Here is a 26,418-nt window from a genome sequence, read left to right on the forward strand (position 1 = left end):
GGGATTTCCGGCCGGTGGTCCGTCCGAGGCCGGGGGAGGGGTGCTCACGAGGCCTGTCGGGCGGCTCCGCAGGTGGCCAGACTGCACCAGCGGCGGCGGCCGGCGGCGTCCAGGAACAGCCAGCCGCAGTCCGCGCTCGGGCAGCGGCGGACGGTCAGCCGGCGCGGGTCGGCGAGGAGTTCGGCGGCCGCGCGGGCCACGGCGTACAGCGGCAGGCGCAGGCCGGTGGTCGGCGGCAGCCGCCAGTGCGCGAGGCCGTCCTCGTCGCGGCCGAACACCGCCGAACGGGTGGCCCGCTGCACCACGGCCGCGACGTCGGCGAAGGCGGCACCGTCCTGCGGGTCGGTCAGGCAGGCGTACAGGGCGGACCGGAAGGCGCGCGCCTCGTTCAGCACGCCGGCCGCCTCGTCCGGACGCTCCCCGGCCCGCCGGAGCAGTCCGTCGACCAGCGGCCCGTCCGCGAGGTCGTGGTGGCCGGCCCAGACGGCGAGTGTGGAGTAGCCGCGCAGCCAGTCGGAACCGGGCGGCGGCGTGGGCGCTCCCCAGCCGGCGAAGGTGTTGCAGAACTCCAGCGCCGGATGCCCGCCGGCGCTCCACGGCAGCCACTCCTCGCCCACCCGCACGGCGTACTGCGGTGCCGGCGGGCGGTCCAGCCGGGGGTCGGCCCGCAGGATCCGCTGGTGCAGGGCGGTCAGTTCGGTGCCGGGTTCGAGGCCCAGGGTGTCCACCAGCGTCCGCCGGGTGCGGCGGTAGAGGGCGAGCGCCTCGCCCTGCCGGCCGGCCCGGTACAGGGCGGTCATCACGGCGAGCACGAGCCGCTCGCGGGGAGGGAAGCCGGAGCCCGGGAAGCCGGAGCCCGGGAAGTCGTAGTCGGGGAAGTCGGGGCCGGGGGAGTCGGGGCCGGGGGAGTCGGGGTCGGGGAAGGCGCCGCTCGGGGGCTCGCCGCCCGGCGGGCCGTCCGCCGTCCGGAGGCCGGCCGGTACGGGCAGGTCGGCGAGGACCCGGTCGTGCCGGCCCATGGCGAGCAGCAGTTCCGCCCGCTGCTCCAGCGCCGACAGCCGCAGCTCCGCCAGCCGCCCGCCGATCCGTCCGCGCAGTCCCTCCTCCGCCACGTCGGCGAGGAGCGGCCCGCGCCAGAGCGCGAGCGCCCGGTCGTAGCAGCGCAGCCGTTCGCCCGGGTCGCCGGTGGCGGCGGCCCGGGTGGTCAGGTCGAGGAACTCCCGGACGTCGACGCTGTGGCCGCCGGGTATCAGCGCGTACCCGTCGTGCCGGGTCTCGACCGTCACGCCGTGCGGGCGCAGGCCCGCCCGCAGCCGTCCGATGTAGGTGTGCACGGTGGCCCGGGCGGCGGTGGGCGGGCTGCCGTGCCACAGCAGGTCGATCAGCCGGTCGGTGCCGACCACCCGGCCGTCCTCCAGCAGCAGGACCGCGAGCAGGCACCGCTCCTGCCGACGGCTGCGGAGCAGGACGCGTTCGCCGTGGTGGGCGGCCTCGAACGGGCCGAGCAGTCGGAACTCCATGGCGGGCCACCCTAGGGCGTGTCTGACAATTCCCGCCGGGCGCGCGACGCCTGGGCACGCACCTCGCCGCGTTGTCGTCGGTCGCCGATGCTCCGCATGGACTCCCTCCTCCGCCTTGCGATGCACGCACCCAGACGCCGCGCGCTGGTCCGACGCGAATTGTCAGACACGCCCTAGTACCGCAGCGGTACCGCGACCGGTCCGCCGACGGGCCCACCAGGTTTGGCCCTTGCTGACGAATCGTCAACAAGTGTCGCGCAGCTCCTTGACGGTGTGCGGACACGGACCTACAACGTAGTCAGCTCCCGGTGCGTCCCCAACCGGCCGGTGAGCCCAGGACGTTCCGCCTTCTCGCACCCTCACCGAGAATGGGGCCCTCCCATGCGCACTCGCACCTGCCTCGCCCTGGCCGCGCTCGCCGTCGCGCTGACCACCGCCCCCGCCGCCGGCGCCGCGCCCGCCGACGCACCCGGACCCGCCGCATCCGACGTCGTCGCCGCCGGGGCCGTGCTGACCACCGGCGGCCCCGACGGTCCGGCCGTCGCGGTCGGCGACGTCCTCGTCGCGCCGCTCGCTGCGGGCACCCGGGCCACCTTCTACTCGGCCACCACCGGCTCCACCGGGGTCAGTTGCGGCGTCTCGCCGTTCACCGCGCGGGTGACCGGCAACCCGGCCGCACCGGGTACCGCGACGGAGTCCCTGACCGGGCTCACCTTCGGCTCCTGCACGGCCAACATCACCGGGGTGACCTCGGTCAAGAGCCTGACGGTCGGCAACCTCGCGTACAACGTCTCGGTCGGCGGCGCCCCCGGCTACCCCGTCGTCCTCACCCCGGGAGCGGCCGGGCCGATCCAGGCCTCGGCCGTCCTGAACAGCTGGTTCGGCACGATCAGCTGTACGTACCAGCTCAGCGGTGCCTTCACGGGGACAGCCGACAATGCCGCCCACAGCCTGACCTTCCGCAATGAGCGCTTCGTCAAGAGCGGCGGTTCGAGCCTCTGCCCGGCCGAGGGGTACTTCTCCGCCGGCTACGGGCCGATGGCCGACACCAGCCAGGCCGGCAGCCCGTCGGTCCACGTGAACTGATCACCGCGGGCAGCGCCGAGCAGCCCCGGTGGCGCGGACGCCGCCGGGGCCACCGGGGTCACGGCTGTGGCCGCACTCAATCGCCCCCGGCGGGGGTGGGGGCGATCGGTTGCGCGCGGCGGTCCGGTTTCAGTCGTGGACGAGTACGGTCGTGTAGCCGGCCAGGGCGGTGTTGATCTCGGCCGGGTCGAACGCGGCGGGGTCGAACTGGTCGGCCGAGTCGAGGCCGAGCCATTCGAGCCGTTCCTCGTGTTCTTCGTGGCCGGGGTCGCCGAGAACCTCGACGAGGTACTCGTATCCCCAGATCCCGCCGCAGTCCTCGGGCGGGCCGGCCCGCCGGCCGGTGAGGCAGTGCGGGTAGGAGACACCGGGTTCGGCGTCTCCTACGGCCTCGACGAGGATGTCGTGTTCCCAGTTGTCGCCGAAGTCGTAGGTGTAGCGGAACCGCGCGCCTACGCCGGGGGCGATCCGGTCGACGCGCATCGCCGCCGCGTTGCGGATCCCCAGGTCCCGATCGGTGACGCCGTACCGCTCCCGCCCGCTCTCGAAGGCCCACATGTGGTAGTCCTCCCAGCCGAACGCGGCCTGGATCAGATCATGCAGCCGCCGCAGATCCGTGCCCGACGGCACCTGCAGACGACGCCAGATCGGGGGTCTGGAGCCGGACAAGGTGACCTTGATCGTGTGGACGGACGTCCCCAAGGCGGTCCGGGAACGGGTGGGCGGCGTCACGCGCCTGGTGTTCACCATGGCCGCCATCCTGCCAGCGGCACCGGTTCTCGTATGGGCGAGCCGGACCCTCGCCGATCGGGGTGGAGGATGCCGGGGGCCGGTCGCGGCGTAAGCTCTCGCTGATCACCGGGGCAGGGGCAGGAGAAGGAGACATGGGCCAGAAGATCATCCGATTCTCGGATCTGACCGGCAGGCACGCGGACGACGACGCCGACCTGGTGCGGGTCGTGGTGCGCCGTCACCCCGACCTTGAGGACGGCCCGGTCGAGATAGAGGCCCTCGCCGACGAACTGACCTCGGTGCAGGACCTCGCGCTCGACCTGGTGACGATCGAGCTGCACCACCCCGACACCGACGAACCGCGGACCGTCGTCATGGAGGCCGCGACCTTCGACCGGCTGGCCTCGGCCGCGCCGATGGCCGAGGTGCTGCGCGGCGCGAAGCGCGTCGCCCGGACCGCCCCGAGCCAGCTCCCGGCGCCCGGCGGCACGCGGGAACGGGTCAACTACGCCAGCCTGGAACACGCGGGCAAGCCGCACAAGGGCCGCACCACCGACGCCGAGAAGCAGCTCGTCCGGCAGCACTTGGACGAGATCAACGACCGGCTGGCGGCCGAGGGCGTCCGGACCATCGACCTGGGCAACGCGGAACACGTCGCCCGGTACGGCCTGGAGGAGCTCGCCCGGGAACAGGGCGCCACGCTCGGCTGACGGGCCGACAAGGCGTGCGTCGGTCGGGAGGCGCGAGTCCGCTTCCCGACCGACGGCGAAGACGACGGGGGTCAGCCGGCGTTCGGCACACCGGCGCTCGGCATACCGGCGTTCGGCATACCGGCGTTCGGCATACCGGCGTTGGCGAGGATCTCGGCGGCCGGCAAGGCGATGCTCCGGGCGGCGGTCAGGCCGGAGGCCGCCAGGTGCGCGTCCACGATCCGCAGCCCGGCCGCGTACCCGGCGAAGTCCGGCAGCCCGACGGGCTCGGCCCCCATCAGGCGCGCGGTGTCGTCGCCGAAGACGTAGGCGGGCAGGTTCTGCATCCCCGCGACGTCGATCGCGGCGGTGATCCCCGCGTAGGCGCGCTCCAGCTCCGGGCCGGTCAGCCTGGTCGCCCACGGCCCCATCGCCTGCTCGCCGGCCAGCTCGCGCACGAACGCCTCGGCCAGGCCCTCGGCGACGACCTGTTCGCCCACCGTCACCGTCATCGGGTTCCAGGCCACGTTCGCGTACCGCACGTTGTGGTGCAGCTCGTGCGCGGCGGCGTGGCCGATCTTCGCGAGGCTGGTCTCGGTCGGCCAGATCAGCAGGTGGATCGCCCCGGGGATGCCGCCCGAGCCGAGGTAGCCGGCGCTGCGGACCGTCAGGTGCTCGTCGTCGGGGTCGCCGAGCACCAGGACGACGTGCACGGTGTCGGCGTGCCGGACTCCCGGCGCGGCGGCGTCGATCCGGGCCCAGGCGGCGGCGAGCGACTCCTCGATCCGCCGCAGTACCCGGGTCTCCCGCAGCAGGTCCAGGGCCGGGAGGTAGCGCGGATCGTCGCGGTCGAGCCGGAAGCCGCTGCCCTGCTCGTGCATCTCGACCAGGTCGACCTCGCCCATCACCGCGGACAGCACGGTCCGCAGGGGGCTGAGCATCTCCCGCAGGGCGTCCGGCCGCTCCTCCGACGGCCGGTGGAGGAGGTCGGTCATGGCGGAAACGGTGTCGTGAACAACGATCTTCATGAACCGGGACGGTAGGGCCGCACGTAACGTGAGGGTCAAGCCGCCGCCGGGCCCGCCGAGTTCGGATCCTCTGCCGTGGTCACGCGGGTGTGCGCGACACGCGGGCAGGAACGTCACTGCCCGGCGGCGCCGCCGGGCCGCGCTCCAATGACCGGGCCACGCCGACCGCCGACCGCGGACCGCCGACGTCGAAGGAGCCACCGCATGGACAGGATGGACACGATGGACACCGGGACCGCGGAATCGGGCCCGGTACGGGTGCTGGACGTCTCCGGCCCGGACTACCGCCGGGCGTTCGAACTGTTCCTCGCCGGCACCGACGAGAAGCCCCTCACCCACGCCCGGCTGAGCGAGGTCGTCGCCGGCCTGGCACACCGCCGGGTGCTGCTGGATGTGGGCGCGGGCGAGGGCCGGACCACCGCGTTCCTCGGGCGCTCCTTCGACCGGACGGTCGCCGTCGAGCCGAGTGCGGCGATGCGCGAGAAGCTCGCCGCGGTCTGCCCCGGGGCGGTGGTCCTCCCGGAACCGATCGAACTGGCCCAGCCGCCCGAGCCCGCCGACCTGGTCCACCTCTCGCACGTGCTGTACTACGTCCCGGCGGCCGCCTGGCTGCCCACGGTCCGCCGGGTCCTGGGCTGGGCGGCGCCCGGCGGCACGCTGCTCGTGGTGCTGCAGAACCCGGAGAGCCCGTGCATGCGGATGGCCCGGCACTTCACCGGCGTCAGCTACGACCTGCGGCCGTTGGTGGAGGGCCTGCGCGAGCACGAGCCGGCGCACGAGTACGCGCTGGAGTCGCTCGACCTGCACTACCGGACCGACCACCTGGAGGAGGCGGTGGAGGTCGCCGAGTTCATGGTCAACGTGGCGGACCTGGCCACCATGGACCCGCTGCCCGACCGCGCCGAGCTGGCCGCCTACGTCCGGAAGCACTTCACCCGGCCGGACGGCGGCTACGCCATCGGCCACACCCAGGACATGCTGACGATCCGCCGGTCGGGGGCGGACGACTGAGAGCTGTCGGCTGACGCGCCCGCGCCTGGGCCGGTGCCCGTGCCTGCGCCCGCTGTGGTGAGAATCCGGTCAGCGGCGGGTGCCAGGGTGGGGCCGTTCCGACGCCCCGCCCGAACTCCCGTCAGGAGATCCGCTGATGCGACGATTCCTTCCCCGTGCTGCCACGACCGTTGCGGCGGCCGCCGCGACCGTGCTCGGCCTGGCCGTAGTTCCGGCGACCGCCGCCCCCGCGACCGCCGCCACCGGTGCTGTGGGGGTTGCCGCCGCCGGTGACCGGGCCGGATGGGAGCCGTGGCCCTCGCCCACCTTCGACCTTCCGGCGGGCGCCCGCTGCGACTTCCCCGTCCACCTCGAAGCCGTCGTGGACGCGGTCGAGCGGCGGGTCCTGGAGGCCGACCCCGACGGCACCGTGCGGCGGGTCGCGTTCCGCGGCGACCTGGTCATGCGGGTCACCAACACCCGCACCGGCGCCTGGTACGACGCGGACGCCGGCGGCCGGTCCGTCGTCGACTACCGGCCCGACGGCTCGCAGACCTGGCGCGCCCACGGCCCGATCCTGCTCGGCTTCGGCGCGAACGCCGGGAACCTGCCCCGCGACCTCTACACCGTCGACGGCGTCTACACCGTCGACATCGCCGCCTCCGGTTACCGCACTCTGACCATCAAGCACGGCTCGGCCGAACCGCTCTGCGCCAAGGTCGGCTGACCGCCCCGGCTCCGGACGCGTCCTCTGCTGTTCTCTCCTGGGTCAGCGCCGTCCGGCGTCACCTCCCAGGATCCCCCGGTCGTAGCCGGCGGCCACCGCGGCCGCGCGGTCGTTGACGCCCAACTTGGCGTACAGGTGCGTCAGATGTGTCTTCACCGTCGCCTCGCTGATGAACAGGGCGCGGGCGATCTCCCGGTTCGCGGTGCCCCGGGCGACCAGCACGAGGACCTCGCGCTCCCGGGCACTGAGCGAACTGCGCGCCGCCGACGGCGTGCGGACCCGGGTGACCAGCCGGGACGCGACCGCCGGGGACAGGACGGTGCGGCCGTCGGCGGCGGCGCGCACCGCCGTGAAGAGCTCCTCGCGTGGGGTGTCCTTGAGGAGGTAGCCGGTGGCGCCCGCCTCGATCGCCGGGAGGGTGTCGGAGTCCGTGTCGTACGTGGTGAGGACCAGGACCTTGCTCTTGGCGCCCCGGCGGGCGAGTTCGGTGATCGCGTCGACCCCGCCGCCGCCCGGCATCCGCAGGTCCATCAGGACGACGTCCGGGTCGAGGCGGCCGGTCAGCTCCACCGCCTCGACGCCGTTCCCGGCCTCGCCGAGCACCTCGAAGTCCGGGGCGGACTCGAACATGCCGCGCAGTCCGTCCCGGACCACCGGATGGTCGTCGACGACGAGGAGGGTGATGATCCTCCGGTCGCCCGCCGGTGCTCGGTCGCTCGCCGTCGGGCCGGCCGCCGTCGGGTCGCTTGTCGTCGTGCCGGGCGCCGGCCGGTCGGGCGTCGTTCGGTCGGGCGCCGGCCGGTCGGGCGTCGTTCGGTCAGTCATGGTGCACCAACGGTACGTGGGCCGAGACCGCGGTGCCGTGGCCCGGTTCGGACTCGATGCCGACCGTCCCCGCGAGCCGCTCGGCGCGGGCCCGCATCCCGCCGAGCCCGAACCCGCCCGACTCGCCGCGCGGTGGCAGGGAGAGCGGATCGAAGCCGCAGCCGTCGTCGCGCACGTCCAAGGTGACCTCGTCGTCCATGTAGGAGAGGGTGACGCCGACGCGGGTGGCGCGGGCGTGCCGGGCGGTGTTGGCCAGCGCCTCCTGGGCGATCCGCAGGAGGGTGGACTCGATCTCGTCGTGCAGCGGCTCGACCGTGCCGGTGGTGGTGAACTCGGCCCGCACGCCCGTCCGGACCGACCAGTCGGCGACGGTCTTCTTCAGCGCCTCGGGCAGCGAGTCGTGCTCCAGGGCGCCGGGGCCGAGGTCGTGCACCGAACGGCGGGCCTCGCCCAGGCTCTGCCGGGCCAGCGCCTGGGCCCGTTCGAGGTGGGTGCGGGCGACGGCCGGATCCTCGGCCGCGGCGACCACCTGGAGCTGGGTGATGATGCCGGTGAGCCCCTGCGCGATGGTGTCGTGGATCTCGGCGGCCAGCCGGCGCCGCTCGTCGTCCACCCCAGCCTCCCGGGCCTGGAGCAGGAGTTGGGCTTGGAGGCCGGCGTTCTCCGCGAGGGCCTGCGCCAGTCGGGCGTTGGTCCGCTCCAGCTCGGCCATGGTGGCGGCCTTGGCCTTCGCCTCCTCCGCCTCCTTCTCGCGGAGGTTGCCGAAGATCACGAGCAGTCCGGCGTGCAGCGCGAAGATCACCCCGAAGAGGATCCAGACGCTCGGGGACCGGGGCGGCAGCCCGCCGGACTGCGAGCCCGCCATCGTGACCGCCGTCGCCAGCAGCCCGGCCTTGACCCGGCGCGGCGGCAGCAGGTGGACGGCGTCGAAGTAGCCGATCACTGCGTAGATCGAGAACAGCGGGTTCAGCCAGGTGAGGACGAAGGCGATCACGGTGCGCGCGGCGAAGTAGCGGGACCCCGCCGGGGAGTGCTCCGGTTGCCCGGGCCACGTCCGGTCCCACCACAGCTGCAGACCGAACGAGGCGGCCACCAGTACCCCGGCCGTGTACGCCTGACCGCGCGACATGAGGACGGTCGAGGTGGCCGCGCCGACCGTCGAGGCGAGGGCGAGCAGCCCGTACGGACCCCAGCGGCAGAACGCCCGCCACCGCTCCTCGGCGCTGGACGCCCCGTCGGTCATGACGGCCAGGGCGCCGCGCCCCCGCCCTCGCGTCTCCGACCCGCTCACGTCGCCCGCACCCACGTCGCCCCTGCTCATGCTGCCCCCGCTCACGCTGCCCCCACCTCCGTCCGCGCTCCCGCCGCTGCCGCCGTCCCCGCCGTCGCCCCTGCCCACCCGCCGCACCGTCACTCCCAGCGGAACCAACGCACCGCGGCGCCGATCAGCAGAGCCGCCCACAGGCCGGTCACCCCGAGGTGTGACCAGTCCGGCCAGTGCCCCGACGCCGCCTGGTCGAGCGCCTGCGCCGAGGCACCGAGCGGCGTCAGCCCGACGATGTCCCGCAGCAGCTGAGGCATGGCCTGCACGGGAGCATAGACGCCGGCCGTGAACATCATCGGGAAGAAGATCACCGTCCCGATGGTCTGCGCGACCTTCGCGGTGCGGGAGAGCGCGGAGACGGTCGCGCCGAGCGCCAGCCCGGCGAGCACGGTGAGTACGACCGCCACGGCGTAGCCGACGGGCTGCCGGGGCAGCGCGACGCCGAAGGCGAGCCGGCCGACCGCGACCGCGAGCAGCACCGAGAGCAGGATCCCCGCCCCGTGCAGCACGATCTGCGCCGTGAGCAGTGACCTGGGGCTGGCGGGCGTGGTGGACAGCCGCCGCAGGATGCCGCGCTCGCGGTAGCCGGTGAGCACGCCCGGCATCGTCTGCGCGCCCGCCACGAGGATCGACAGCAGGACGGCCACCGGGACGTACACGTCGATCCCCCGGCGGCCGCCGAGCGCCTCGCTCGCCTCCCGGAGGGACGGGATCAGCCCGAGGACGGTGAGCAGCAGGCTCGGGAAGGCGATGAGCCAGAAGAGCACGGCCGGCTCGCGCAGGAAGAGCCGCGCCTCGGTCCTGAGCACGGCGATCGAGGCGCCGGACCCGAGCCGGTCGGCGGCGGCCGAGCCAGCCGGGGTGAGCGGGGGGACGGTGGGGGCGGTCGGGGCGGTCGACATGTCAGGCCTCCTGGGCGGTGAGGTCGAGGAACGCGTCGTCCAGGGTGGCGTCCACGACGCGGAGCCGGCCCGCCGTGACGCGGTGCCTGGCCAGCAGTGAGAGCACGGCGCCCACGGTCTCGTCGGTGCCGGTGATGACGAGCCGGTGGTCCGTCTCCTGGACGGTGGCGACGCCGGGCAGCGCGGCGAGCTCCCGCCCGTCGAGCGGCTGCGAGGGGGTGAAGGAGATGACGGTCGAGCTCGCGGCCCGGCCGATCAGGCCCTCCGGGGTGTCCAGCGCGGTGACCCGGCCCCGGTCGATGACCGCGATCCGGTCGCAGAGCCGCTGCGCCTCCTCCATGAAGTGGGTGACCAGCAGGACCGTGACGCCGGAGTCCCTGGTCTCCTCGATCAGCTGCCAGGTGTCCCGACGGGCCCGTGGATCGAGCCCGGTGGTGAGCTCGTCGAGCACGACGACCCGGGGTCGGCCGACCAGGGCCAGGGCGATGAACAGCCGTTGCTTCTGACCGCCGCTCAGCTTGCCGAAGCGGGTGCCGAGCCGCTCGGTCAGGCCGAGGCGCAGCGCGAGCAGCCGCCAGTCCGCTGGTCGGCGGTGGAACGCGCTGTAGAGCTCCAGCGCCTCCCGGACGGTGAGCTTCGCCTGCAGCTCGCTCTCCTGCAGCTGGGCACCCAGGATCCGGGTGACCCGGTCGTGGTCGGCGACCGGGTCGAGGCCCGCCACCCGCACCGTGCCGGCGTCGGGCGCCCGCAGGCCCTCGACGCACTCGACGGTGGTGGTCTTGCCCGCACCGTTCGGGCCGAGGATGCCGAAGATCTCGCCCTCCTCGACGGTGAAGTCGACACCGTCGAGGACGGCCCTGCCCTGGTAGGCCTTCCGCAGGCCGCTGACTTCGATGACTGCCATGCGTCGATGCTCGCGCGCGGCCAGGCCCTCGCACATCGCCCATCACGCCCGAATCACCATCGACCGATCGGTGGATGGCGGGGTACGACCGACCTGGTCGGACGGCACCTGGTGCCGGGTCAGAAGTCGGTGCTGTCCAACCCGGAGGCGTCCCGCTGCGGAGCCTGCCGCGAATCCCGCCGTGGAGCCCACCGCGAATCCTGCCGCGACGGCCCGAGGCGGGCGGCGCGGGCCCGCCGCGCGTACCACACGGTCGCCGTCCCCGGGACGCCCACCAGGAGCAACGAGATCGCCACCGGGGGCACGCCCCACCAGGCCGACGGGTCGATGTACGCCGTGCCGCCGGTGTCGTCCGCCAGCCACGCGCGGCCCGGCGTCGAACGGGTGTCGCCGTCCACGGTGACCTCGCGGGGCCAACCTCCGCCGTCCGGGGTGAAGGTGCCCGAGCAGTGGTGCTCGGTGGCCCCGGTGCCGTTGTCGTACGAGCTGCAGGCGACCTCGGAGAGCTGCCCGGGCACGCCCCACCAGGCCGCGCGCAACTCGTCGGTGAAACCGTTCAGCACGAAGTAGGCCAGCATCAGCCCGAGCAGGCAGGCCGCCGCGAGCCACGGCCCGGGCCCGACCTGCTCCGGCAGCTGCCCCACCGGAACACCCTCCATCCAGCTCCCGATCCCGCTCCCGTCGCCGGACCCGGACCCGGACCCGGACCCGGCCCCTGTCCCGGTCCCGTTGTCGTTCCCGTCCATCCCGTCCATCCGTCCCCCCGCTGTTTCGGCCCCGCCTCATGGTGGCCCGTCACCGTGCCGACGAAACCCCCGCGTGCGCCGCGCCGTCGTCGGAGCCGACCCCGGCCGCTCAGCGACCCCGGTCGTCCTGCGACCCGGCCGTTCAGCGACCCGCCGTGGCCGACCCGATCTCCACCACGCGCGCCCACTCCGGCGGCCGGTCCGGCACGTACTCCGGATCGTCCTCGCGCCACGAACCCACCCCCGAGTCCGCCCGGGACCCCACCCGAGCGAACAGGCCCACCACCGTCCGGCAGGCCGGCCGGGCCGTCGGCCACGGTGTCTGGCCGTCGGTCAGCACCACGACGACGTCCGGCCGCGGCCGGCTCCGCAGCGCCGTGGCGAAGCCCGCCCGCAGGTCCGTCCCGCCGCCGCCCACCAGCGGGATCCCCTCCGCCCGGCAGAGCGTGTGCACGCCGTGCGCCGTCGCGTCGCAGGACACCACCGAGACCAGGTCCCGCCGGCCGCCCACGGCCCGGGCGATCGCCGCCACTTCGCGCAGCGCGCTGCCCAACTCGGCGTCGCTGACCGACCCGGAGGTGTCGACCACCACCGACACCCGGGGCGGCCGGCGCCGCAGCGCGGGCAGCACCGCCCCGGGCACCGAGACCGACCGCCGGGCCGGCCGGCCGTACGAGTAGTCCTCGCCCGCGCCCGCCCCGGACACCGCCGAACGGATCGCCGACCCCAGCAACTGCCGCCACGGCTGCGGCGGTTGGAACGCCTCCTGCGCCCACCGCCGCCACCCCGCCGGTGCGTCGCCGGGCCGCCCGACGATGGCCTGCGCCACCCGGAACCGCACCGCGTCCCGCTCCTGCTCGCTCAGGCCGTGCGCGCCGTCGGCCCCGAGGTCCCACTCCCGGTCCAGCCCGTCGGCGCCGCTGCCGCAGTCCAGCCAGGCGAAGTCCTGGGTGCGCGGCCCGAGCCGGAACTGCCACAGGTAGTCCTCCATGAGCTCGCCGTCGGGCAGGTCCAGCAGCCCGGGCAGGACCACGCCCTCGGGCCGGACCAGCCCGTCGCCGAACACGTCGTCGTTGATCTCGCAGTCCGCCGCGATGTTGATCCGCAGCCGCTCCGCCGGGCCGGTCAGACCGCGCTCCCGGACGACCCGGTCGCCGCGCCCGTGGTGGTCGCGCAGCAGGTGCGAGACCTCGTGCACCCAGACGCCGGCCAGCTCCGCCACCGGCGTGCGCGCGACGAAGGCGGGGGAGGCGTAGCAGCGCCAGTGCCGGTCGACGGCCATCGTCGGCGTCAGCCGCGACTCGACGACGTGCAGGGCGAACAGCGCGGTCGCCAGGTACGGCCGGACCCGGACGGCGTGCAGGCGGGCGGCGTACAGCTTGTCCAGGTCGAGGGCGCCGCCGGTCCGTTGGGGTGCGCCGCCGTCCCGGTGGGGCGCGCTCACCGGCGGCCGCCGTCCGCGCCGACCGTGCCGACGGTCGCGGCCCCGGCCACCGAACGGTCCGCCCGCCGCGACAGCGCCACCGCCCCCGCGAGCCGATCGATCGTCGCGGGCACGTCCCAGTCCTCGCGCCGCAGGGCGGCGAGCGCGGTCGCCGGGACGACCACCAGATCCGGCGCCCCTTCCTCCACCGCCCGGGCCAGCAGCGCCCAGGCCGCGTCCCACCGCTCCCGCTCCGGCCGGCGGCGGACGGCGTCCACCACCCCCTCCAGCGTGGCCTGCCGGAGGTCCCCGCGCTGTGGCAGCACCGCGTTCGCGGGATCCGCCAGCAGCGCCTCCGGGTCGGGCAGGTCCATCCGGTCCATCGCGGCGAGCAGTTCCAGCCCCGGACCGTCCCCCACGGTGCCCCGGACCAGCAGGGCCAGCACCTCGCGGGAGGAACCGGCGGCGGTGGCGAAGGAGATCAGCCGCAGCGCCATGTCCCAGCTGCGCGGCGACGGCCAGGCGCCGCCCCGGTTCGCCTCGCCGCTCGGCAGCCGGTGCACCAGGGTCGGGCGGACGGCGAGCAGCTCGCACACCGCGCGACGGGCGTACGCCACCGCCTCGGGCAGCCGCCGCCCGTCCAGCCGGGGCAGCGTCGCCCGCGGCCAGGTACCGCCCAGGCCGCGGATCACCACGTCGGGGTCGTGCACCCACTGGAGATGCACGAACCGGTTGGCCAGCGGCGGGCTCAGCTCCCAGCCGTCCGCCGCCGAGGACCGGGGGTTGGCGGCCGCCACGATCCGTACCCCGGGCGGGAGTTGCAGCGCTCCGATCCGCCGTTCCAGGACCACCCGCAGCAGCGCCGCCTGCACGGCGGGCGGCGCGGTGGACAGCTCGTCCAGGAACAGCAGCCCCCGCCCGGCCCGTACCAGCCGCACCGCCCAGTCCGGCGGCGCCATCGGCACGCCCTGCACGGCCGGATCGGCGCCGAGGACGGGCAGGCCCGAGAAGTCGGAGGGCTCGTGGACGCTGGCGATGACGGTGGTGAGGGGGAGGTCCAGCGTCTCGGCGAGCTGGGTGAGGCCGGCGGTCTTGCCGATCCCCGGCTCGCCCCAGAGGAGCACCGGCAGGTCGGCCGACACGGCGAGCGTCAGGGCCTCCAACTGAACGTCGGGGCGCGGTTCGGTGGCGGTGTCGTTCAGGAGGGCCAAGAGGGCTTCGGCGACGTCGAGTCGGGAGGCTTCAAGGGTGCTTTCGGGCATGCGTCATCACCTTTCGGGAAAATGGATGGGTTCAGCGTGACTGCGAGTACGAGTACGCGTGACGTCGGCGGGAGGTGCGCCCCACGCGGCGGGCCTGCAGGAGCATCCACATGGAATAGACGTGACCCGGCCCCGGGTCCGTGAGCCCGGCCCGGAACAGCCCGTAGGCGACCTGCCGCCGGGCGGCCGCCGCGAGCTCGTCGTGGAGCGCGCCGGCGCGCAACAGGGCGTCGGAGCCCAGCAGTTCCTCGACGACGGCCAGCGCTCCGGCGGCATCGCCGTGATCGAGGCGCGCGCGGACGTCGGCGAGGTTCTCCGGACGGCGGTGCGCCTGGTCGATCACCTGGAGGCAGGGGATCGGCGTGCCGGTCAGGGCGAAGAGCAGTTCCTCGCGGCGGAGTTGGTCGGGGTCGTGGTCCAGCGCGGTCAGTACGCCGTCGACCAGCCCGATCCGGTGCCGGTCGCCCCGGCAGTCCACGAGCCGCGGCCGATCGGCCGGACCTGTACGTTCCGGTGCGGCTCTCGCCGCCTGACCGGGCACCAGGGACTCCGCGACCAGCGGATGCAGGCGATCCGGCGTGATCAACCCGGCTCGGAGCAACTGGACGTCGGGTGGCGTCCAGGTCGCGGCGTCGGGCAGCACCGGCAGTTCCTTCGCCTCCTGCCCACCGGCCCCGACCTTTCCGACCTCCCCGACGTCCACGACCACCCGACGCCGGGCCCCGAGCCGCACGGCCACGGCGCCGGCACCGTCCGGGAACCCCTCGGCGCGGAGCAGGATCCGCGCCTCGTCCGCCCACCGTTCGGGACCGCCGCCGCGCGCCCGCAACTCGCCGCTGCGGCGGGCGTCCCAGAGATGCCGGTGCAGGTCGAACCGGAAGCGCCGACTGGGCCGAGGATGCGGATACCGCGGATCACCGGGCCCACCCCACAACGCCAGGCTCACCCGCTGCCCACGCCCCGCCCAGGCCGGCGGCGTCCGCACGACGAGCTGCACAGCCCCGTACCGGGCCAACCCGACGGTCAACCCGGGCCGCAACAACCCGTCCGGAGCCGAACGCGGCAGATGCCACCGCAGCAGATCCGGCGCGAGGTGCCGCAGATCATCCCTGACCCGCCCGGCCAGCTCGTCCCCGTACCGACGCGCGGCGAACCGCAGATCGAGATCGACCTCAACCCCGGCCGCGGCACACGCCCCAGCCCAGTCCCCGGCCAACCGCCGGGCAGTCGCACTCTCGACAACCGAGGCCGACACGGCGAACTCGCGCACGCGCAGCCAAAAGGAAAGACGGGAATCCCCGTGGACGCTCGAAGTGTGCATCAGCACTCACTTCGAACGGCCGGGACCCCCACTTCATGAAGAGAAGGAGTAATCATCACCCCCGACCCTACCGACACCCCATCAGGATCGGCCACCCCTTTTCACCGGGAGGGGCCGCGAGATGGGTTCGGGCGGTCGGCGGCGTCGTCCAGCGAACCTCCGGGATCCGGCTGGACCCACTCAGGCGGAGGAGGTCGCGTGATCTCCGTTGCCGATCCACCACTCAACCCCGTCGATGCCGGCGGCCCAGGAGTCCATGACCTGCTCGATCACGGGCAGGCCGACCGCGCGGCCGACCGTCACGACGATGAAGCGAAGGTCCGGCGGCGCCTCGGCCAGGCCGGGGAGATCAGCCACTGCCACTCTGAGCGCCGCGAACGACTCGGCGCTCACATGCCCGAGTCCAGCTGCCTGGATGCACCAGTTCCCGCCCTGCTCCACAACCTCGAACCGGCCGTCATCGGCGACTCGCAGCAGGTCGCCGGCCGCGCACCCGAGCACCATGCCCGGACTTCCAGCCAATTCGAACAGGTCCGATTGCACCAGGCGAGCCGGCAGCACCTCGAACACTGGGTGCCCGGATGGGGCGTGGCCGGCCAGAAGGCGTATGTGGGTACCAGTCGGCGGCTGGGAGTCGGACGTCATGTGGGCGATCGTCCCACGGGCCTCTGACCACGGCCGCAGGGCCATCCGAGATCCGAGGCGAACGGGGTAGCGTGGGTGAGTGACAGGGATCGACTTCATCGACCGAACCTTCGTGAACTTCCGGAACCACCCGTTCCCCGATGGCACGAGTCACGGCTACCGCTGGGTCGACCTGAAGTCCTTCCGATTCCCGCAGGAAGGCCAGACCCCGGATCTGCTCACCGCTGTCGTCGCGCACGAGCAGTTTCGCGACGACTACGCGGGGGGGGGGGGTGGCGTCGATCCCGACGGATCCCGCCACGGCCCCTACCGGCTCAGCGCTGTCAGCTCTGACAAGTATCAGCCGGTCAGTCGTGCCGAAGCCACCTCGGTGTTGGAGGCCTGGGCGCATCAGTACGGCGGCCTTCCGGACTTGCTGGGGGCTGCGCTCAAGGAGACGCTCTTTGCGGCAGTGGAATCGGCCGGCCGTCTCTACTGCCTCCCGGACCTGGGCAATGACGCCTTCCATGACTGGGGTGGGGTTCACGGCGACTTCCATGAATTCATCGCCATCGACGACGAGCGGCAGGTCCTGACTCTCCTTGTCGCAGCTGATGACTGATCATGCGATCTGCCGGGACGGCTTCACGGTGGGGTGAGGACACGGGTCCGCAGTCGGAACGAGGCCCGGCCGTACGACGGCAGGAGCCGGCGATGCCACGTGGGTGCGAACTGATGGCGGAGCCATCCCCGCGCGCGCGGGGCCGAGGGGCGAAGGGCGGCGGGGGCGTCACCATGTGAGGAGCCATCCCCGCGCGCGGGGCCGAGGCTTGCTGACGTGCGATGTTAGCGCGGGGCGGGCGCGGACTACGTTGGTTCGCGTGGTTCGAGGACGTCAGCATGTCAGCGGTGCGCGATGGCAGAGCGGCTGTTGGGCCACCCGGTCGGCACTTCCCGCGTCTGGACAGCTCCGGATGATGGCCGCTCTTCAGGTGGGGGCTGCCCTCCTGAACCGTGGCGGTGAATGCGTCAAGTTACTGAAAGAAGGGAGCGATCCAGGGCTCTGCCACCACCCAGCCGATGAGGCCGATTGTCGAAGCCGCCACCAGGATTCCGAGCAGGAGCGGGAGGAGGTGGGGGCGTGGGCGTGAGCGGCTTGCTGCGGAGAGAAGGACGATGCCGGCCGGTGCCAGCACGAACAGGCCGCCGAGGGCGCCCAGGAGCGAGACCGTGAGGAGCCCCCAGCCGGTCGCCAGACAGGCTGTCGTGAAGGCGGCGGCTTCCCGGTAGAAGAGTGGTGCGGTGGTGACCAGTGAACCGATGACCAGCGGACCGTCGATGGGCGACCCGCCGCTGAGGGCCACCCAGCCAGCGCCCGGCGCAATACACAGCACCGCCGCCACCACAAGGATCCGCCCCGCTCGGGGTATCGGCTGGTGCACGTCCGAGGTGTCCATGTCCCCCCACTATTGAACGCGTTCAAATATGGTGGGGGCCACGTTACCAGGCTTGTCCTCGCCTTCAATGGCTCCACCTGCTCAAGGGCCCCGCCCACCCGGCAGCGCACCACCGGATCGCCCACCCGCCCGCGAAACGCCGCCGTGCAGCGCCACAAGGTCGACCGGTGTACGAGGGGATGGGAGTGGGGGCGGGCATCGCGATCTCGGCTCCGGCGCCCCGACGCGAACGGCAGGGCCGACGGCGCCGGTTGGCCTGTGATGGTCATACAACGCGGGGCAGTCGGGTGGTCAGGAGGGCGGCCGGCGGCTGAAGCCGTGGACGGGGTCGTAGGTGAGGCCGAGGGGGCCGCTCAGGCACTCGCCGGTGGAGGCTTCGAAGGTGGCGACGGGGTGGTGGTGGAGGGTGGGCCAGGTTTCGGGTGGGGGGAGGGGGTGGGGACCGGTGGTGGTCCAGTGGGCGGGGATGGCGAGGGTGTTGAGGTTGAGGTTCCGGTCGCGGTGGAGGCGGTCGGGGGTGGTCACCGGGAGGTGGCCGGCGCGGTCGTAGGTGAGGGTGAGGGCGTGGTCGGGTTGGCGGTAGAGGGCGAGGAATTCGACGGTCGGCTCGCCGAGGCGGGAGAGTGCGGCGATGCCGGTGGCGCCGGTGTGGGTGCCGCCGTCTCCGTCGCTGTGGGCGCCGCCCGAGGTGAGGCCGGTGGCCTTGACGGGTTTGGCGCGGCTCGGGCCGTAGGGGCGGAACGGGGTGACGGAGGCGTGTGCGTACTCACGGGCGAGGTCGGACTGCCAGGCGGCGTGGGTGCGGGCAAGGAGGGTGGTGAGCGGGCCGGGGGCGGGCGCGCGGTCGGGGCCGTACACCTCCTCGATCAGCGCGCGGCTGTGTTCGGGGGTGACCAGCCGGAAGACGCCGTCCGGGTCCGCGCGCCGGTGGAGGGCGTGCCAGGTGGCGGCGAGGGTGTACGGGGCGTAGACGTGGCCGTCGGGGTTGCCGGGTGGCTCGACGAGCGGTAGGCCGGTCCCGTCCGGCCGCCAGAGCACGGTCAGCAGGGGGCATCCCCCGGGTGGCCGGTTGAGGGGGTGCCGCCACAGTCGTCCCCGCCGTTGGAGGAGGAGGTCGACGGGGGCGAGGTCGGTGTACAGGCGGTCGAAGTCGATGTCGAGGGACTGTTCGACGATCTGGGTGGCGATGACGAGGAGCCGTCCGGGCCGCTGCGGGTTGGGCCGGTCACGTCGCGGGCCCGGACCGAGCAGGCGGACCAGGCGGTCCTCGATCGGGAGCCGGTCGCGGCCCATCAGGCGGCCGTGCAGGAGGACGATCTCGTCCTCGGCCCAGCCGTACTCGCCCGCGAACCCCCGGACGGCCGTGTGCAGTTCGATGGCGGCGTCGACCCGGTTGCGGACGACGGCGGTGATGCCGCCGTTCGTCGCCTCGGCGAGGAGGTGCCGGGCGAGCCGTTCGGGGCCGGGGTCGCTGGCGAGGCGCACCTCGGCGCGACGCGGGGCGCCGAGGGCGGAGGCGCCGGAGCGGGTGAGCACGCCGTGCCGGTCGACCACGGTGATCGGTCCGTGCCTGTGCCCGTGCCCGTGCTGCTCGCCGTCGGAGAGGGTCCGTTGCCGGCCGGTGCACCACGCCTGTGTGAGCAGGCGGTGGACGGAGGCCGGCAGGGTGGCCGAGAGGACCACCACGGACGCGCCCGCGTCGGCGAGCCACTCGACCGCCGCGCGCAGCATGCTCTGCTGGAACAGCTGGTAGGCATGCGCCTCGTCGATGACGACGACCTTCCCGGCCAGCCCGAGCATCCGGAGCATCCAGTGCCGGGACGGCTGCGGGGCGAGCACCACCTGGTCGACGGTGCCGATGGCGAAGGTGGAGACCAGGCCGAGGCAGCGCCGCAGGTACCAGGGGTGGAGGACGACCTGGGTGAAACCGTGATCGTTCGGCCGTTCGGGGGTGGTGTCGGCGCAGGTGGCCGCGTCGATGGAGTCGTGGAGGGCGTCGAGCACGCTCTGCTGCGCGGTCCGGGTCCCGGCGAGGAGCCGGTGGACGAGGTCGGTGCCCTCGGCGTCGGCGTGGACCACGGCCAGGTTCGCGATACCCGCGCCGCCGGACGCGCGTGCGACGAACTCCCTTAGCTCGGCGCCGATCTGGTTGGCGGCGGCGCGCGTCGGCAGGGCGAAGTAGACGCCCTGGTGGCCGCAGCCGAGCGCGAGCGCGTGGGCGACGGCCAGGGCGAGCCGGGTCTTGCCGGAACCGGTGTCGGACTCGACGATCACCAGTGCCGGACCGCTGCGGGGGAGTGCGGCCAGGGCGGCCGCTTGGAGTGGACGCGGCTCGGTGCCGGGGAAGAGGTTGGGCCAGCCAACCGGATCGGCATTCCACTTGTCGAGCAGCAGGGCGTCGACCGCCCGTTCGGCCTGACGCCGCGAGGCCGCCCACCATGCGGCGGGCGGCTCCTCCAGGCGGCGGAAGGTGAAGTGGTCCTCGCTGGAGGCGAGCCAGTCGGCGAGGACCACCAGCCCGGCGAACAGCGGTAGCACGCTGGGGCGTTCCGGCCGGATGAGCCGGGGCAGCTCGCCGAGTGGCGGTGCGCCGATCAGCTCGGCGACCTCCGTCACCAGTGCCCGGTAGGGCCGCTTCCAGCGCTCGAACGGTGCTGCCCCGAAGGCGCGTTCGACGGTCTCGGTGCCGGGGATGTGGCCGTGGTGGCCGCCGAGGAGCAGGGCGACGGTGTGCAGGCCGGGGTGGCAGGGGCCGGAGCCGGCACAGTCGGCCCCCGTGCAGCCCAGCAGCCGGGGGAGGTGGGCGGCGGTCACGTGCTCGTGGCGGGCGGTCACCTGCGCGTTGGGGTCCGGGTCCCGGGGGAGGCCGACGTCCGCGGCGAGCCGCAGCCAGTCGCTCAGCGCCTGGCCCCGAAGCAGGTTGGCGCGGTCGTGCCGGCCCGTGCCGAACTGTCGCAGGAAGCAGCCGGATCCCTTCCCCAGGTCGTGTAGCGCGGCCAGCAGCATCACCACCAGCCGGGCCGCCGCGTCGTCGTCCGCGCCGAACGCCTGGGCGAGTCGCGAACGGATCCCCGGCGTGAGGTAGCGGTCCCACAACTGCCCGACGCAGGCGGCGGTGTCGAGCGCGTGTGCGGTGAGCGGGTTCCAGGCCGGACCGCCTGCGCTACGGGACTTCGAACGCTGGTCCGTCTTCGCCCAAATCGCATGGTGAGAAGGAATATTGGCGAACTGATGAACAGTCAAAAGCATCTCCGGAGCCTGCTACTGTCGTCCCACGAACCACAGCACAGCCCAGGAATGGACTCTGTGATTCGATTTCCTCCTGCCAATCCGACCTGCCCCCGCCAGGGCCGTCCAGGCTGCCCGGCGCGGGGCGGAGGAACGCGCCCATGCGATGGGACCCTCGTGAGCAACCATGCATCCCGGCACTGACAACCGGCCTCCGGGCGGACGGTCCCCGGACGGTGACGGTCACCGCCGTCGATGCGCTGCGCCACGCGGACGAACTCGCCGCCGTCTACGGTGACACGCCCGGCGAGACCGCCGCGCTGCTCGAATGGCTGCTCGGCCTGCTCTACGCCGCCGGGCACCACCCGACCGACGAGGACGAGTGGCGGGACTGGGTGCTGACGCCGGAGCCGCTCGCCCCGGCCGCCGACTGGCTGGCCCGGCACGAGGGCGTCTGGGACCTCTTCGACCCCGTCCGGCCGCTCGGCCAGAACGCCGCCCTGCGGCCGCACCTCGCCGCCTTCGGCACCGGACCGGCACAGCTGGTGATCGAACACGCCGGCGACTACAACCAGCACTTCGACCACCGCCACCTGCACCATCCCGCCCCGCTGCCCGCCGACCGGGCCTGGCGGGCGATGCTCGCCCAGCACACCTTCGGCCAGGGCCGCCGGGCCCGCATCCCCGCCAAGGAGATGGGGCTCCCGGCGCCGTTCACCAACCTCTCCAGCTGCCGACTCGGCTCGCGCGTAAGGGTGTTCGCGCTCGGCCGGACCCTCGGCGAGACGCTCCGGCTCAACCTGGTGCCCTGGGAGCCGGACCCGGACGTCGAGCCGCACCGCCGGTCCGGCACCCTCAACCTCAGCTGGGGCGACCGCGCGGACCGCCGCCCCTTTGCCAGGACCGGGGGCCACGAGACCCGGCTGCCCGACGGGCCCGCCGACTACCACACCGTCCTCGGCCGCTCGATCGTGCTGCGCCCGGTCCGGCTGCCGGGCGGCACGCTCGGCGTGGACCGCGTGCTGGTCGGCCCCGGCGAGACACTCGGCGTGCTGCCGGCCGCCTACCGCGACGACGAGGTGCTCACCATGCGGGGGAAGAAGGCGGAGGTCTTCCGGCCCCGGCGCTCGCGCGAACTCTGGTGCGAGGCGCACGCGTTGTACGCGGCCGCGCCGACTGAGCGCACCAAGGGGCAGGACCTGTACGGGCGGCTCGCGAGCCTGCGCGGGCTGCGCCCCGAACTGTGGGCCGTCGGCCTGCTCGCGGAGAAGGGCACCCCGATCGCCTGGGTGAGCGACCACTTCCCGTACGTCCCCGGGCGGGAGGCCGACCTGCGGCACGCGAGCGAGCAGGGCTCGGTGATCGCCGAGTACGCGGCGACGGCGCTGCAGAAGGCCGCCGCCGCCGCGTGCGCGGTCGAGTACCCGAACCCCAAGCCCGCCGACCAGGCGGCCCAACTCGCCCGGTTCAACGGCGAACCGGAACTGTGGGCCGGTGCCGGGACGGAGTTCCACGACCTGCTGGGGGGCGTCGCGGACGGCGAGGCGGTGCACACGCTGCTCGCCGCCTACGGCCGGGCGATCCGCGGCCTGGCCACGGCCGCGCTCGGCGCCCGGCTGCACTCCCGGCGCAGCGGGCCGAGCCTGCACGCCCGGATCCGTGCGGAGGAGAGGCTGACGGCCGAACTGAACCACCGCACCGCCCCTGTTCCGTTGAGGGAGGCCATCCCGTGAACGACCCCGCCCCGGTGGCGCTGACCCTGCCCTTGATTCTGCCGCCGGCCCTGGCGCCGGTGACCCCGGCCGTACCCGCCCCGGCCGTGCCCGCGACGCCCGCCCCGGCAGCCCCGGCCGGGCCGCCCGCGCCGGGTGACCTGCTGACCTCCTGGCTCTGCGGCCTGGTCCGCGCCCGCCAGTACGGGCAGCTCGCCGACCTCCGCCGCCCGGCCGCCCTGAGCCGGGCCCGGTTGGACGCCGAGGAGTTCGCGCCGGCCGAGGAGACCCGCGAGGTCTTCCGGCACGTCGCCTTCCTCTTCGCCCGCTACCACGCCGGGCGCCTCGACCCGTCCCCCGGCTCCGGGAACGTCGGCGCGGCGCTCCGCCGGATCGGCACCTCGGCCGCCCGCGGGCAGTACAACCCGGGCGCGGTACGGCTGTTCGACCGGTTGGTCGCGGCGCGGCGGATCCCGTGGCGCCACCTCCAGCACGCCGTCGAACGGGCGCGGTCCTGCGACACCGTCCCGCCGTCCTGGGCCCGGCTCACCGAGGACCTGGCCGGGTGGACGGAACGGCGCCGACCGGTGCAGTACGCCTGGGCCCGCTCCTTCTACAGCCAAATCGGGCCGAACGGCCAGAACCGGCAGGACGGCCGGACCAAGCCCACCCCCCGGAACCCGATCGGAGCCGCCGAGTGACCACCAACCCCGCCGAGTTCACCGGCGACCAGTACCTCTCCCTGCACCTGCTCGAAACCCTGGTTGCCGTCCTGCCGGTCCGCGACGAGAACGGCATGCCGAAGGAGATCAGCCTCGGCGGCGACGTGCGCACGATGATCACCTCGCAGGCCCGCCGCCGCGCCGAACGCACCCACTCCCGCAACCGCGCCAACGCCGGCGACGGGCCGCTCGCCGGCTACGCGATGGGCCTGCGCACACGCGAGTGGGCGAAGATCACCGCGACCGCCCTGGAGGCGCACGGCTGGCCGCGGACGGAGGCCCTGGCCACGGCGAAGGGCGTACTGAACGGGGTCGGCCTCAAGTTCGGCGACAAGCCCAACACCGCCGACCTCACCAAGGTCCTGCTGTTCGCGCCCGAGAACGCCGGCCAGGTGCTCGCGGACTACCTGCACGGGAACCGGCCGGCCATCGCCGACTGGACCGCCGAGTACCTGACGGTTCAGTCGGCGGCCGCGGAGCGGAAGGCCCGCGCCACCGCCAGGCGCCGGGCCCAGGCCAAGGCCCGCAAGGAGGGGACGCCCCTGCCGATCGAGGAGCCCTTCGCCGCATCGGCCGACGAGGAGGGCACCGAGGAGGAGAAGCTCCCCACCCTGCCCAGGGAGGTCCGCGAAGCCGTCCTCGGCGCCCTCGCCCCGCGCGACGCCATCGACATCGCCCTCTACGGCCGGTTCCTCGCCGAGATCGCCGACTCCCCGAACGTCGACGGCGCCGTCCAGACCGCGCACGCCTTCACCGTCCAACCCGCCGAGCACATCGACGACTTCTACTCCGCCGCCGACGACGCCAAGCTCGACCGCCGGGACCGCGCCCGCGCCAACGCGCTCGACCACCTGGACGCCGCCGAGGACTCCGGCGCCGGGATGACCGGCTACCAGTCGCTGGTCTCCGGCACCTTCTACCGCCACGCCGTGCTGGACCGCCACAAGCTGCGCGCCAACCTGCGCGCCTCCGGCATGGCCGCGGCGGAGGTCGAGGCGGCGGCGGTGGCCGCCGAGCGCGAGGTCGTCGACGCCTTCGTCAACTCCCAGCCCCGGGCGAAGACCAACACCACCGCGTCCGCCGGCTCGCTCCCCAAGCTGGTCATGGCCTTCGACGGCAAGCGCCCGTTCAACTACGGCCTCGCCTTCGAGACCGCGATCTTCGAGGAGGACGAGGGGCCCGCCTCGCTCCAGGCCACCCGCCGGCTGCTCGCCCAGCACGCCCTGGTCACCCGCAAGCGCGACGACATCACTCCGGCGCGGCTGCTCACGTACGACCTCGCCGTCGAACGCCTGCTCGCCGAGGCCGCCGCGGCCGGGACGCTGCCCGGCAGCGAGGTCGACACCGTCGAGGAGCTGACCCGCCCGTGACGTCCCCGCCCGTGACGTCCCCGCCCGCCGCGTTCGCGCCCATGAGGTCGCAGCCCACCGCGTCCGCACCCGGCGAACCCGCCGTCCTGCTCCTGCGGCTGGCGGCGCCCCTCCAGGCCTGGGGCGCCGGTTCCCGCTTCGACCGCCGGGGCACCCAGCCGCACCCCACCAAGTCCGGGGTCGTCGGCCTGGCCGCCGCCGCCCTCGGCCGCGACCGCGCCGAGGACGTCGGCGACCTCGCCGCCCTGCGCTTCGGCGTCCGGGCGGACCGGCCCGGCACGCCCGTGCACGACTACCACGTGGTCGGCGGCGGGCCCATGCCGCTGCGCCCGCGCGACCTGATCACCGACCCCGACCGGGCCGAGGCCGCCGCCGCCCGCCTCGACGCGCAGCCACTCCGTCCACCGCGCACGGCCCACGCCTTCGGGCGGGCCGCCGGCACGGCCCTGGACTCCTGGTACGGGGCCCCGAAGCTGATCGCGCCGGACCCGCGGACCGGCACCCTCACCGCCGGGAACCTGCGCCGCGACCCCATGCAGACCTACCGCTGGTACCTCGCGGGCGCGGCCTTCGTCGCGGCGCTTCAGCACCCCGACCGGGCGCTGCTGGAGGAGATCGCCCACGCGCTCGAACACCCGCGCCGGCTGCTGTGGCTCGGCCGGAAGTCCTGCCCGCCGTCCGGGACGATCGCCGGCGGCGTCCACGAGGGCACGCTGGAGACCGTCCTCCGCGCCACCGCCCCGCTCCCCGGGCCCGCCGCCGACCTGCCGGAATCCCGTCCGTGGGCCTGGATCGAGGTCCCGCCCGGGACGCGCGGCGCGACCCGCACCACCGACCAGCCGGTCACCTTCGACCCGGACCGGCGCACCCACGCCGTCCGCTGGGAAAGCCGGACGAGGCTCGCCCTCGACCCGGAACCCACCATCCACTGGGAGGACCTGATCCCGTGACGGCCCGACTGATCGCCTGCCACAGCATCCTCCGGCTCGACGCCCGGCACCCCGTCGCCGCCCGCTGCCTGCTCGACGCGCAGGACATGCACCGCCTGGTCATGAGCGGCTTCCGCGGCTGGGTCGAGGACGGGCAGCGCGACGCCCGCGCGCAGCTGGGCGTCCTGTCGACGTGGAGCGTCGACCTCCGCGGCAACACGCTGCTGGTCGTCGTGCAGTCCAAGGTCGGCCCCGACTGGTCCCACCTGCCGGGGGAAGCGCTCACCGCGAAGGTGGAGACCCTCGGCGTCGACCAGCCGCTCCGCACGGGGGACCGGTTCGGGTTCCGCGCGGTCCTCGCCCCGCTCACCGCCCGCCGCGACCTCAAGAACCCCGAACGCGGCACCCGCAAACTCCCGCAGGCCCGGCCGGAACACGTCCGCGACTGGCTGCTGAAGCGCTCCCAGCCGACCGGTGACGAGCCCGCCGCCCCGAACGGCGTGCGGCGGATCGGGGCGGCGTTCGACCCGGAGTCGCTGGCCATCCGGATGCTGCCGGCCGTGACCAGCAGGCATCACGCCGGGCTCAAGATCACCCGCTCGGAGATCCGCGGGCAGCTGACCGTCACCGACCCGGACGCCTTCCACGCCACCCTCGCCGACGGCCTCGGCTCGGGCCGCGCCTACAGCTGCGGCCTGCTCCTGGTCCGCAGTCCGTGAACGCCGGGCGGTAGCACCGCCTCGGCGCCGCCGCGTCGGTGCCGAGGGCGGAGATGGCCCGGGACTCTGTGAGGTCCAGGCTCCGGCCCCGCAGCACAGGCGGGGATGGCTCCGACCACGGCGCCGCCAGGCGGATGGCAGCTATCTTTGCCTCGCTCGCGGGGATGGGTCATTCGGC

Annotated in this window: 24 protein-coding genes; 10 read left to right on the forward strand and 14 right to left on the reverse strand. The window is 74.1% G+C overall.

The window, feature by feature from the left end; all coding sequences use genetic code 11:
- Nucleotides 1-44: 44 nt before the first annotated feature.
- Entirely contained in the window at nucleotides 45-1,520 is a 1,476-nt protein-coding gene (locus tag AB0N76_RS09585) for a BTAD domain-containing putative transcriptional regulator (RefSeq protein WP_363554971.1), read from the reverse strand.
- Between the two features lie 381 nt (nucleotides 1,521-1,901).
- On the opposite strand from AB0N76_RS09585, the gene AB0N76_RS09590 reads away from it, so the two are divergent.
- A complete protein-coding gene (locus AB0N76_RS09590) occupies nucleotides 1,902-2,606 on the forward strand; it encodes a Tat pathway signal sequence domain protein (RefSeq protein ID WP_363554973.1) in 705 nt (234 codons plus the stop codon).
- 129 nt (nucleotides 2,607-2,735) lie between these two features.
- On the opposite strand, the gene AB0N76_RS09595 is transcribed toward AB0N76_RS09590, so the two are convergent.
- On the reverse strand, nucleotides 2,736-3,356 hold the full coding sequence (locus AB0N76_RS09595; protein ID WP_363554975.1) for a plasmid pRiA4b ORF-3 family protein: 621 nt from the start codon (nucleotides 3,354-3,356) through the stop codon (nucleotides 2,736-2,738).
- 134 nt (nucleotides 3,357-3,490) lie between these two features.
- On the opposite strand from AB0N76_RS09595, the gene AB0N76_RS09600 reads away from it, so the two are divergent.
- A complete protein-coding gene (locus AB0N76_RS09600; RefSeq protein WP_363554977.1) occupies nucleotides 3,491-4,048 on the forward strand; it encodes a hypothetical protein in 558 nt (185 codons plus the stop codon).
- Between the two features lie 71 nt (nucleotides 4,049-4,119).
- Here AB0N76_RS09600 and AB0N76_RS09605 read toward each other — a convergent pair whose 3' ends face one another.
- Nucleotides 4,120-5,055: a DUF2268 domain-containing putative Zn-dependent protease gene (locus AB0N76_RS09605; protein ID WP_363554979.1), complete on the reverse strand. Its 936-nt coding sequence runs from the start codon at nucleotides 5,053-5,055 to the stop codon at nucleotides 4,120-4,122.
- 204 nt (nucleotides 5,056-5,259) lie between these two features.
- On the opposite strand from AB0N76_RS09605, the gene AB0N76_RS09610 reads away from it, so the two are divergent.
- Both AB0N76_RS09610 and AB0N76_RS09615 read left to right on the forward strand, forming a co-directional pair.
- Nucleotides 5,260-6,066, forward strand: a complete 807-nt coding sequence (locus AB0N76_RS09610) for a methyltransferase domain-containing protein (protein ID WP_363554981.1) — start codon at nucleotides 5,260-5,262, stop codon at nucleotides 6,064-6,066.
- A gap of 136 nt (nucleotides 6,067-6,202) precedes the next feature.
- A complete protein-coding gene (locus AB0N76_RS09615) occupies nucleotides 6,203-6,772 on the forward strand; it encodes a hypothetical protein (RefSeq protein WP_363554983.1) in 570 nt (189 codons plus the stop codon).
- A gap of 42 nt (nucleotides 6,773-6,814) precedes the next feature.
- Here AB0N76_RS09615 and AB0N76_RS09620 read toward each other — a convergent pair whose 3' ends face one another.
- From AB0N76_RS09620 to AB0N76_RS09660, 9 genes are all read right to left on the reverse strand, one after another.
- On the reverse strand, nucleotides 6,815-7,597 hold the full coding sequence (locus tag AB0N76_RS09620; RefSeq protein ID WP_363554985.1) for a response regulator transcription factor: 783 nt from the start codon (nucleotides 7,595-7,597) through the stop codon (nucleotides 6,815-6,817).
- Nucleotides 7,590-8,840: a sensor histidine kinase gene (locus tag AB0N76_RS09625; protein WP_363554987.1), complete on the reverse strand. Its 1,251-nt coding sequence runs from the start codon at nucleotides 8,838-8,840 to the stop codon at nucleotides 7,590-7,592. The genes AB0N76_RS09620 and AB0N76_RS09625 overlap by 8 nt, the downstream gene beginning before the upstream one ends.
- A 167-nt stretch (nucleotides 8,841-9,007) precedes the next feature.
- The gene (locus tag AB0N76_RS09630; RefSeq protein ID WP_363554989.1) at nucleotides 9,008-9,823 is read right to left on the reverse strand and encodes an ABC transporter permease; all 816 of its coding nucleotides are present in this window, start codon (nucleotides 9,821-9,823) and stop codon (nucleotides 9,008-9,010) included.
- A 1-nt stretch (nucleotide 9,824) separates the two neighbouring features.
- A complete protein-coding gene (locus AB0N76_RS09635; protein WP_363554991.1) occupies nucleotides 9,825-10,727 on the reverse strand; it encodes an ABC transporter ATP-binding protein in 903 nt (300 codons plus the stop codon).
- A gap of 119 nt (nucleotides 10,728-10,846) precedes the next feature.
- Nucleotides 10,847-11,371, reverse strand: coding sequence for a hypothetical protein (locus AB0N76_RS09640; RefSeq protein ID WP_363554993.1), 525 nt, complete (start codon nucleotides 11,369-11,371; stop codon nucleotides 10,847-10,849).
- Nucleotides 11,372-11,615: 244 nt separating this feature from the next.
- A complete protein-coding gene (locus tag AB0N76_RS09645; protein ID WP_363554995.1) occupies nucleotides 11,616-12,917 on the reverse strand; it encodes a VWA-like domain-containing protein in 1,302 nt (433 codons plus the stop codon).
- Nucleotides 12,914-14,158 (reverse strand): MoxR family ATPase, encoded by a 1,245-nt coding sequence (locus tag AB0N76_RS09650; RefSeq protein ID WP_363554997.1) that lies wholly within the window; start codon nucleotides 14,156-14,158, stop codon nucleotides 12,914-12,916. The genes AB0N76_RS09645 and AB0N76_RS09650 overlap by 4 nt, the downstream gene beginning before the upstream one ends.
- Nucleotides 14,159-14,189: 31 nt before the next feature.
- Nucleotides 14,190-15,479 (reverse strand): hypothetical protein, encoded by a 1,290-nt coding sequence (locus AB0N76_RS09655; protein ID WP_363554999.1) that lies wholly within the window; start codon nucleotides 15,477-15,479, stop codon nucleotides 14,190-14,192.
- Nucleotides 15,480-15,659: 180 nt separating this feature from the next.
- Entirely contained in the window at nucleotides 15,660-16,049 is a 390-nt protein-coding gene (locus tag AB0N76_RS09660) for a DUF4265 domain-containing protein (protein ID WP_363555001.1), read from the reverse strand.
- A 154-nt stretch (nucleotides 16,050-16,203) separates the two neighbouring features.
- Between AB0N76_RS09660 and AB0N76_RS09665 the strand changes: the two genes are divergently transcribed.
- Nucleotides 16,204-16,725, forward strand: coding sequence for a hypothetical protein (locus tag AB0N76_RS09665; protein WP_363555003.1), 522 nt, complete (start codon nucleotides 16,204-16,206; stop codon nucleotides 16,723-16,725).
- 412 nt (nucleotides 16,726-17,137) lie between these two features.
- Here the strand turns inward: AB0N76_RS09665 and AB0N76_RS09670 are convergent, their stop codons facing one another.
- Both AB0N76_RS09670 and cas3 read right to left on the reverse strand, forming a co-directional pair.
- Nucleotides 17,138-17,560, reverse strand: coding sequence for a hypothetical protein (locus tag AB0N76_RS09670; protein WP_363555005.1), 423 nt, complete (start codon nucleotides 17,558-17,560; stop codon nucleotides 17,138-17,140).
- Nucleotides 17,561-17,851: 291 nt separating this feature from the next.
- On the reverse strand, nucleotides 17,852-20,803 hold the full coding sequence (cas3, locus tag AB0N76_RS09675) for a CRISPR-associated helicase Cas3' (protein WP_363555007.1): 2,952 nt from the start codon (nucleotides 20,801-20,803) through the stop codon (nucleotides 17,852-17,854).
- 146 nt (nucleotides 20,804-20,949) lie between these two features.
- Between cas3 and AB0N76_RS09680 the strand changes: the two genes are divergently transcribed.
- From AB0N76_RS09680 to AB0N76_RS09700, 5 genes are read left to right on the forward strand one after another with little or no spacing between them, the layout of a single operon-like run.
- Complete coding sequence (locus AB0N76_RS09680; protein WP_363555009.1) at nucleotides 20,950-22,521, forward strand: type I-E CRISPR-associated protein Cse1/CasA; 1,572 nt, start codon at nucleotides 20,950-20,952, stop codon at nucleotides 22,519-22,521.
- The gene (casB, locus tag AB0N76_RS09685; RefSeq protein WP_363555011.1) at nucleotides 22,518-23,201 is read left to right on the forward strand and encodes a type I-E CRISPR-associated protein Cse2/CasB; all 684 of its coding nucleotides are present in this window, start codon (nucleotides 22,518-22,520) and stop codon (nucleotides 23,199-23,201) included. Before AB0N76_RS09680 ends, casB begins: the two co-directional genes overlap by 4 nt.
- Nucleotides 23,198-24,592, forward strand: coding sequence for a type I-E CRISPR-associated protein Cas7/Cse4/CasC (locus tag AB0N76_RS09690; protein WP_363555013.1), 1,395 nt, complete (start codon nucleotides 23,198-23,200; stop codon nucleotides 24,590-24,592). Before casB ends, AB0N76_RS09690 begins: the two co-directional genes overlap by 4 nt.
- A 41-nt stretch (nucleotides 24,593-24,633) precedes the next feature.
- Nucleotides 24,634-25,542, forward strand: coding sequence for a type I-E CRISPR-associated protein Cas5/CasD (gene cas5e / locus AB0N76_RS09695; protein WP_363555015.1), 909 nt, complete (start codon nucleotides 24,634-24,636; stop codon nucleotides 25,540-25,542).
- Nucleotides 25,539-26,240 carry a type I-E CRISPR-associated protein Cas6/Cse3/CasE gene (locus AB0N76_RS09700; RefSeq protein WP_363555017.1) on the forward strand — a complete coding sequence of 234 codons (702 nt, stop codon included), beginning with the start codon at nucleotides 25,539-25,541 and terminating at the stop codon, nucleotides 26,238-26,240. The genes cas5e and AB0N76_RS09700 overlap by 4 nt, the downstream gene beginning before the upstream one ends.
- Nucleotides 26,241-26,418 lie beyond the last annotated feature (178 nt).

The sequence above is a fragment of the Kitasatospora sp. NPDC093806 genome (assembly GCF_040683335.1).
Taxonomy (GTDB): domain Bacteria; phylum Actinomycetota; class Actinomycetes; order Streptomycetales; family Streptomycetaceae; genus Kitasatospora.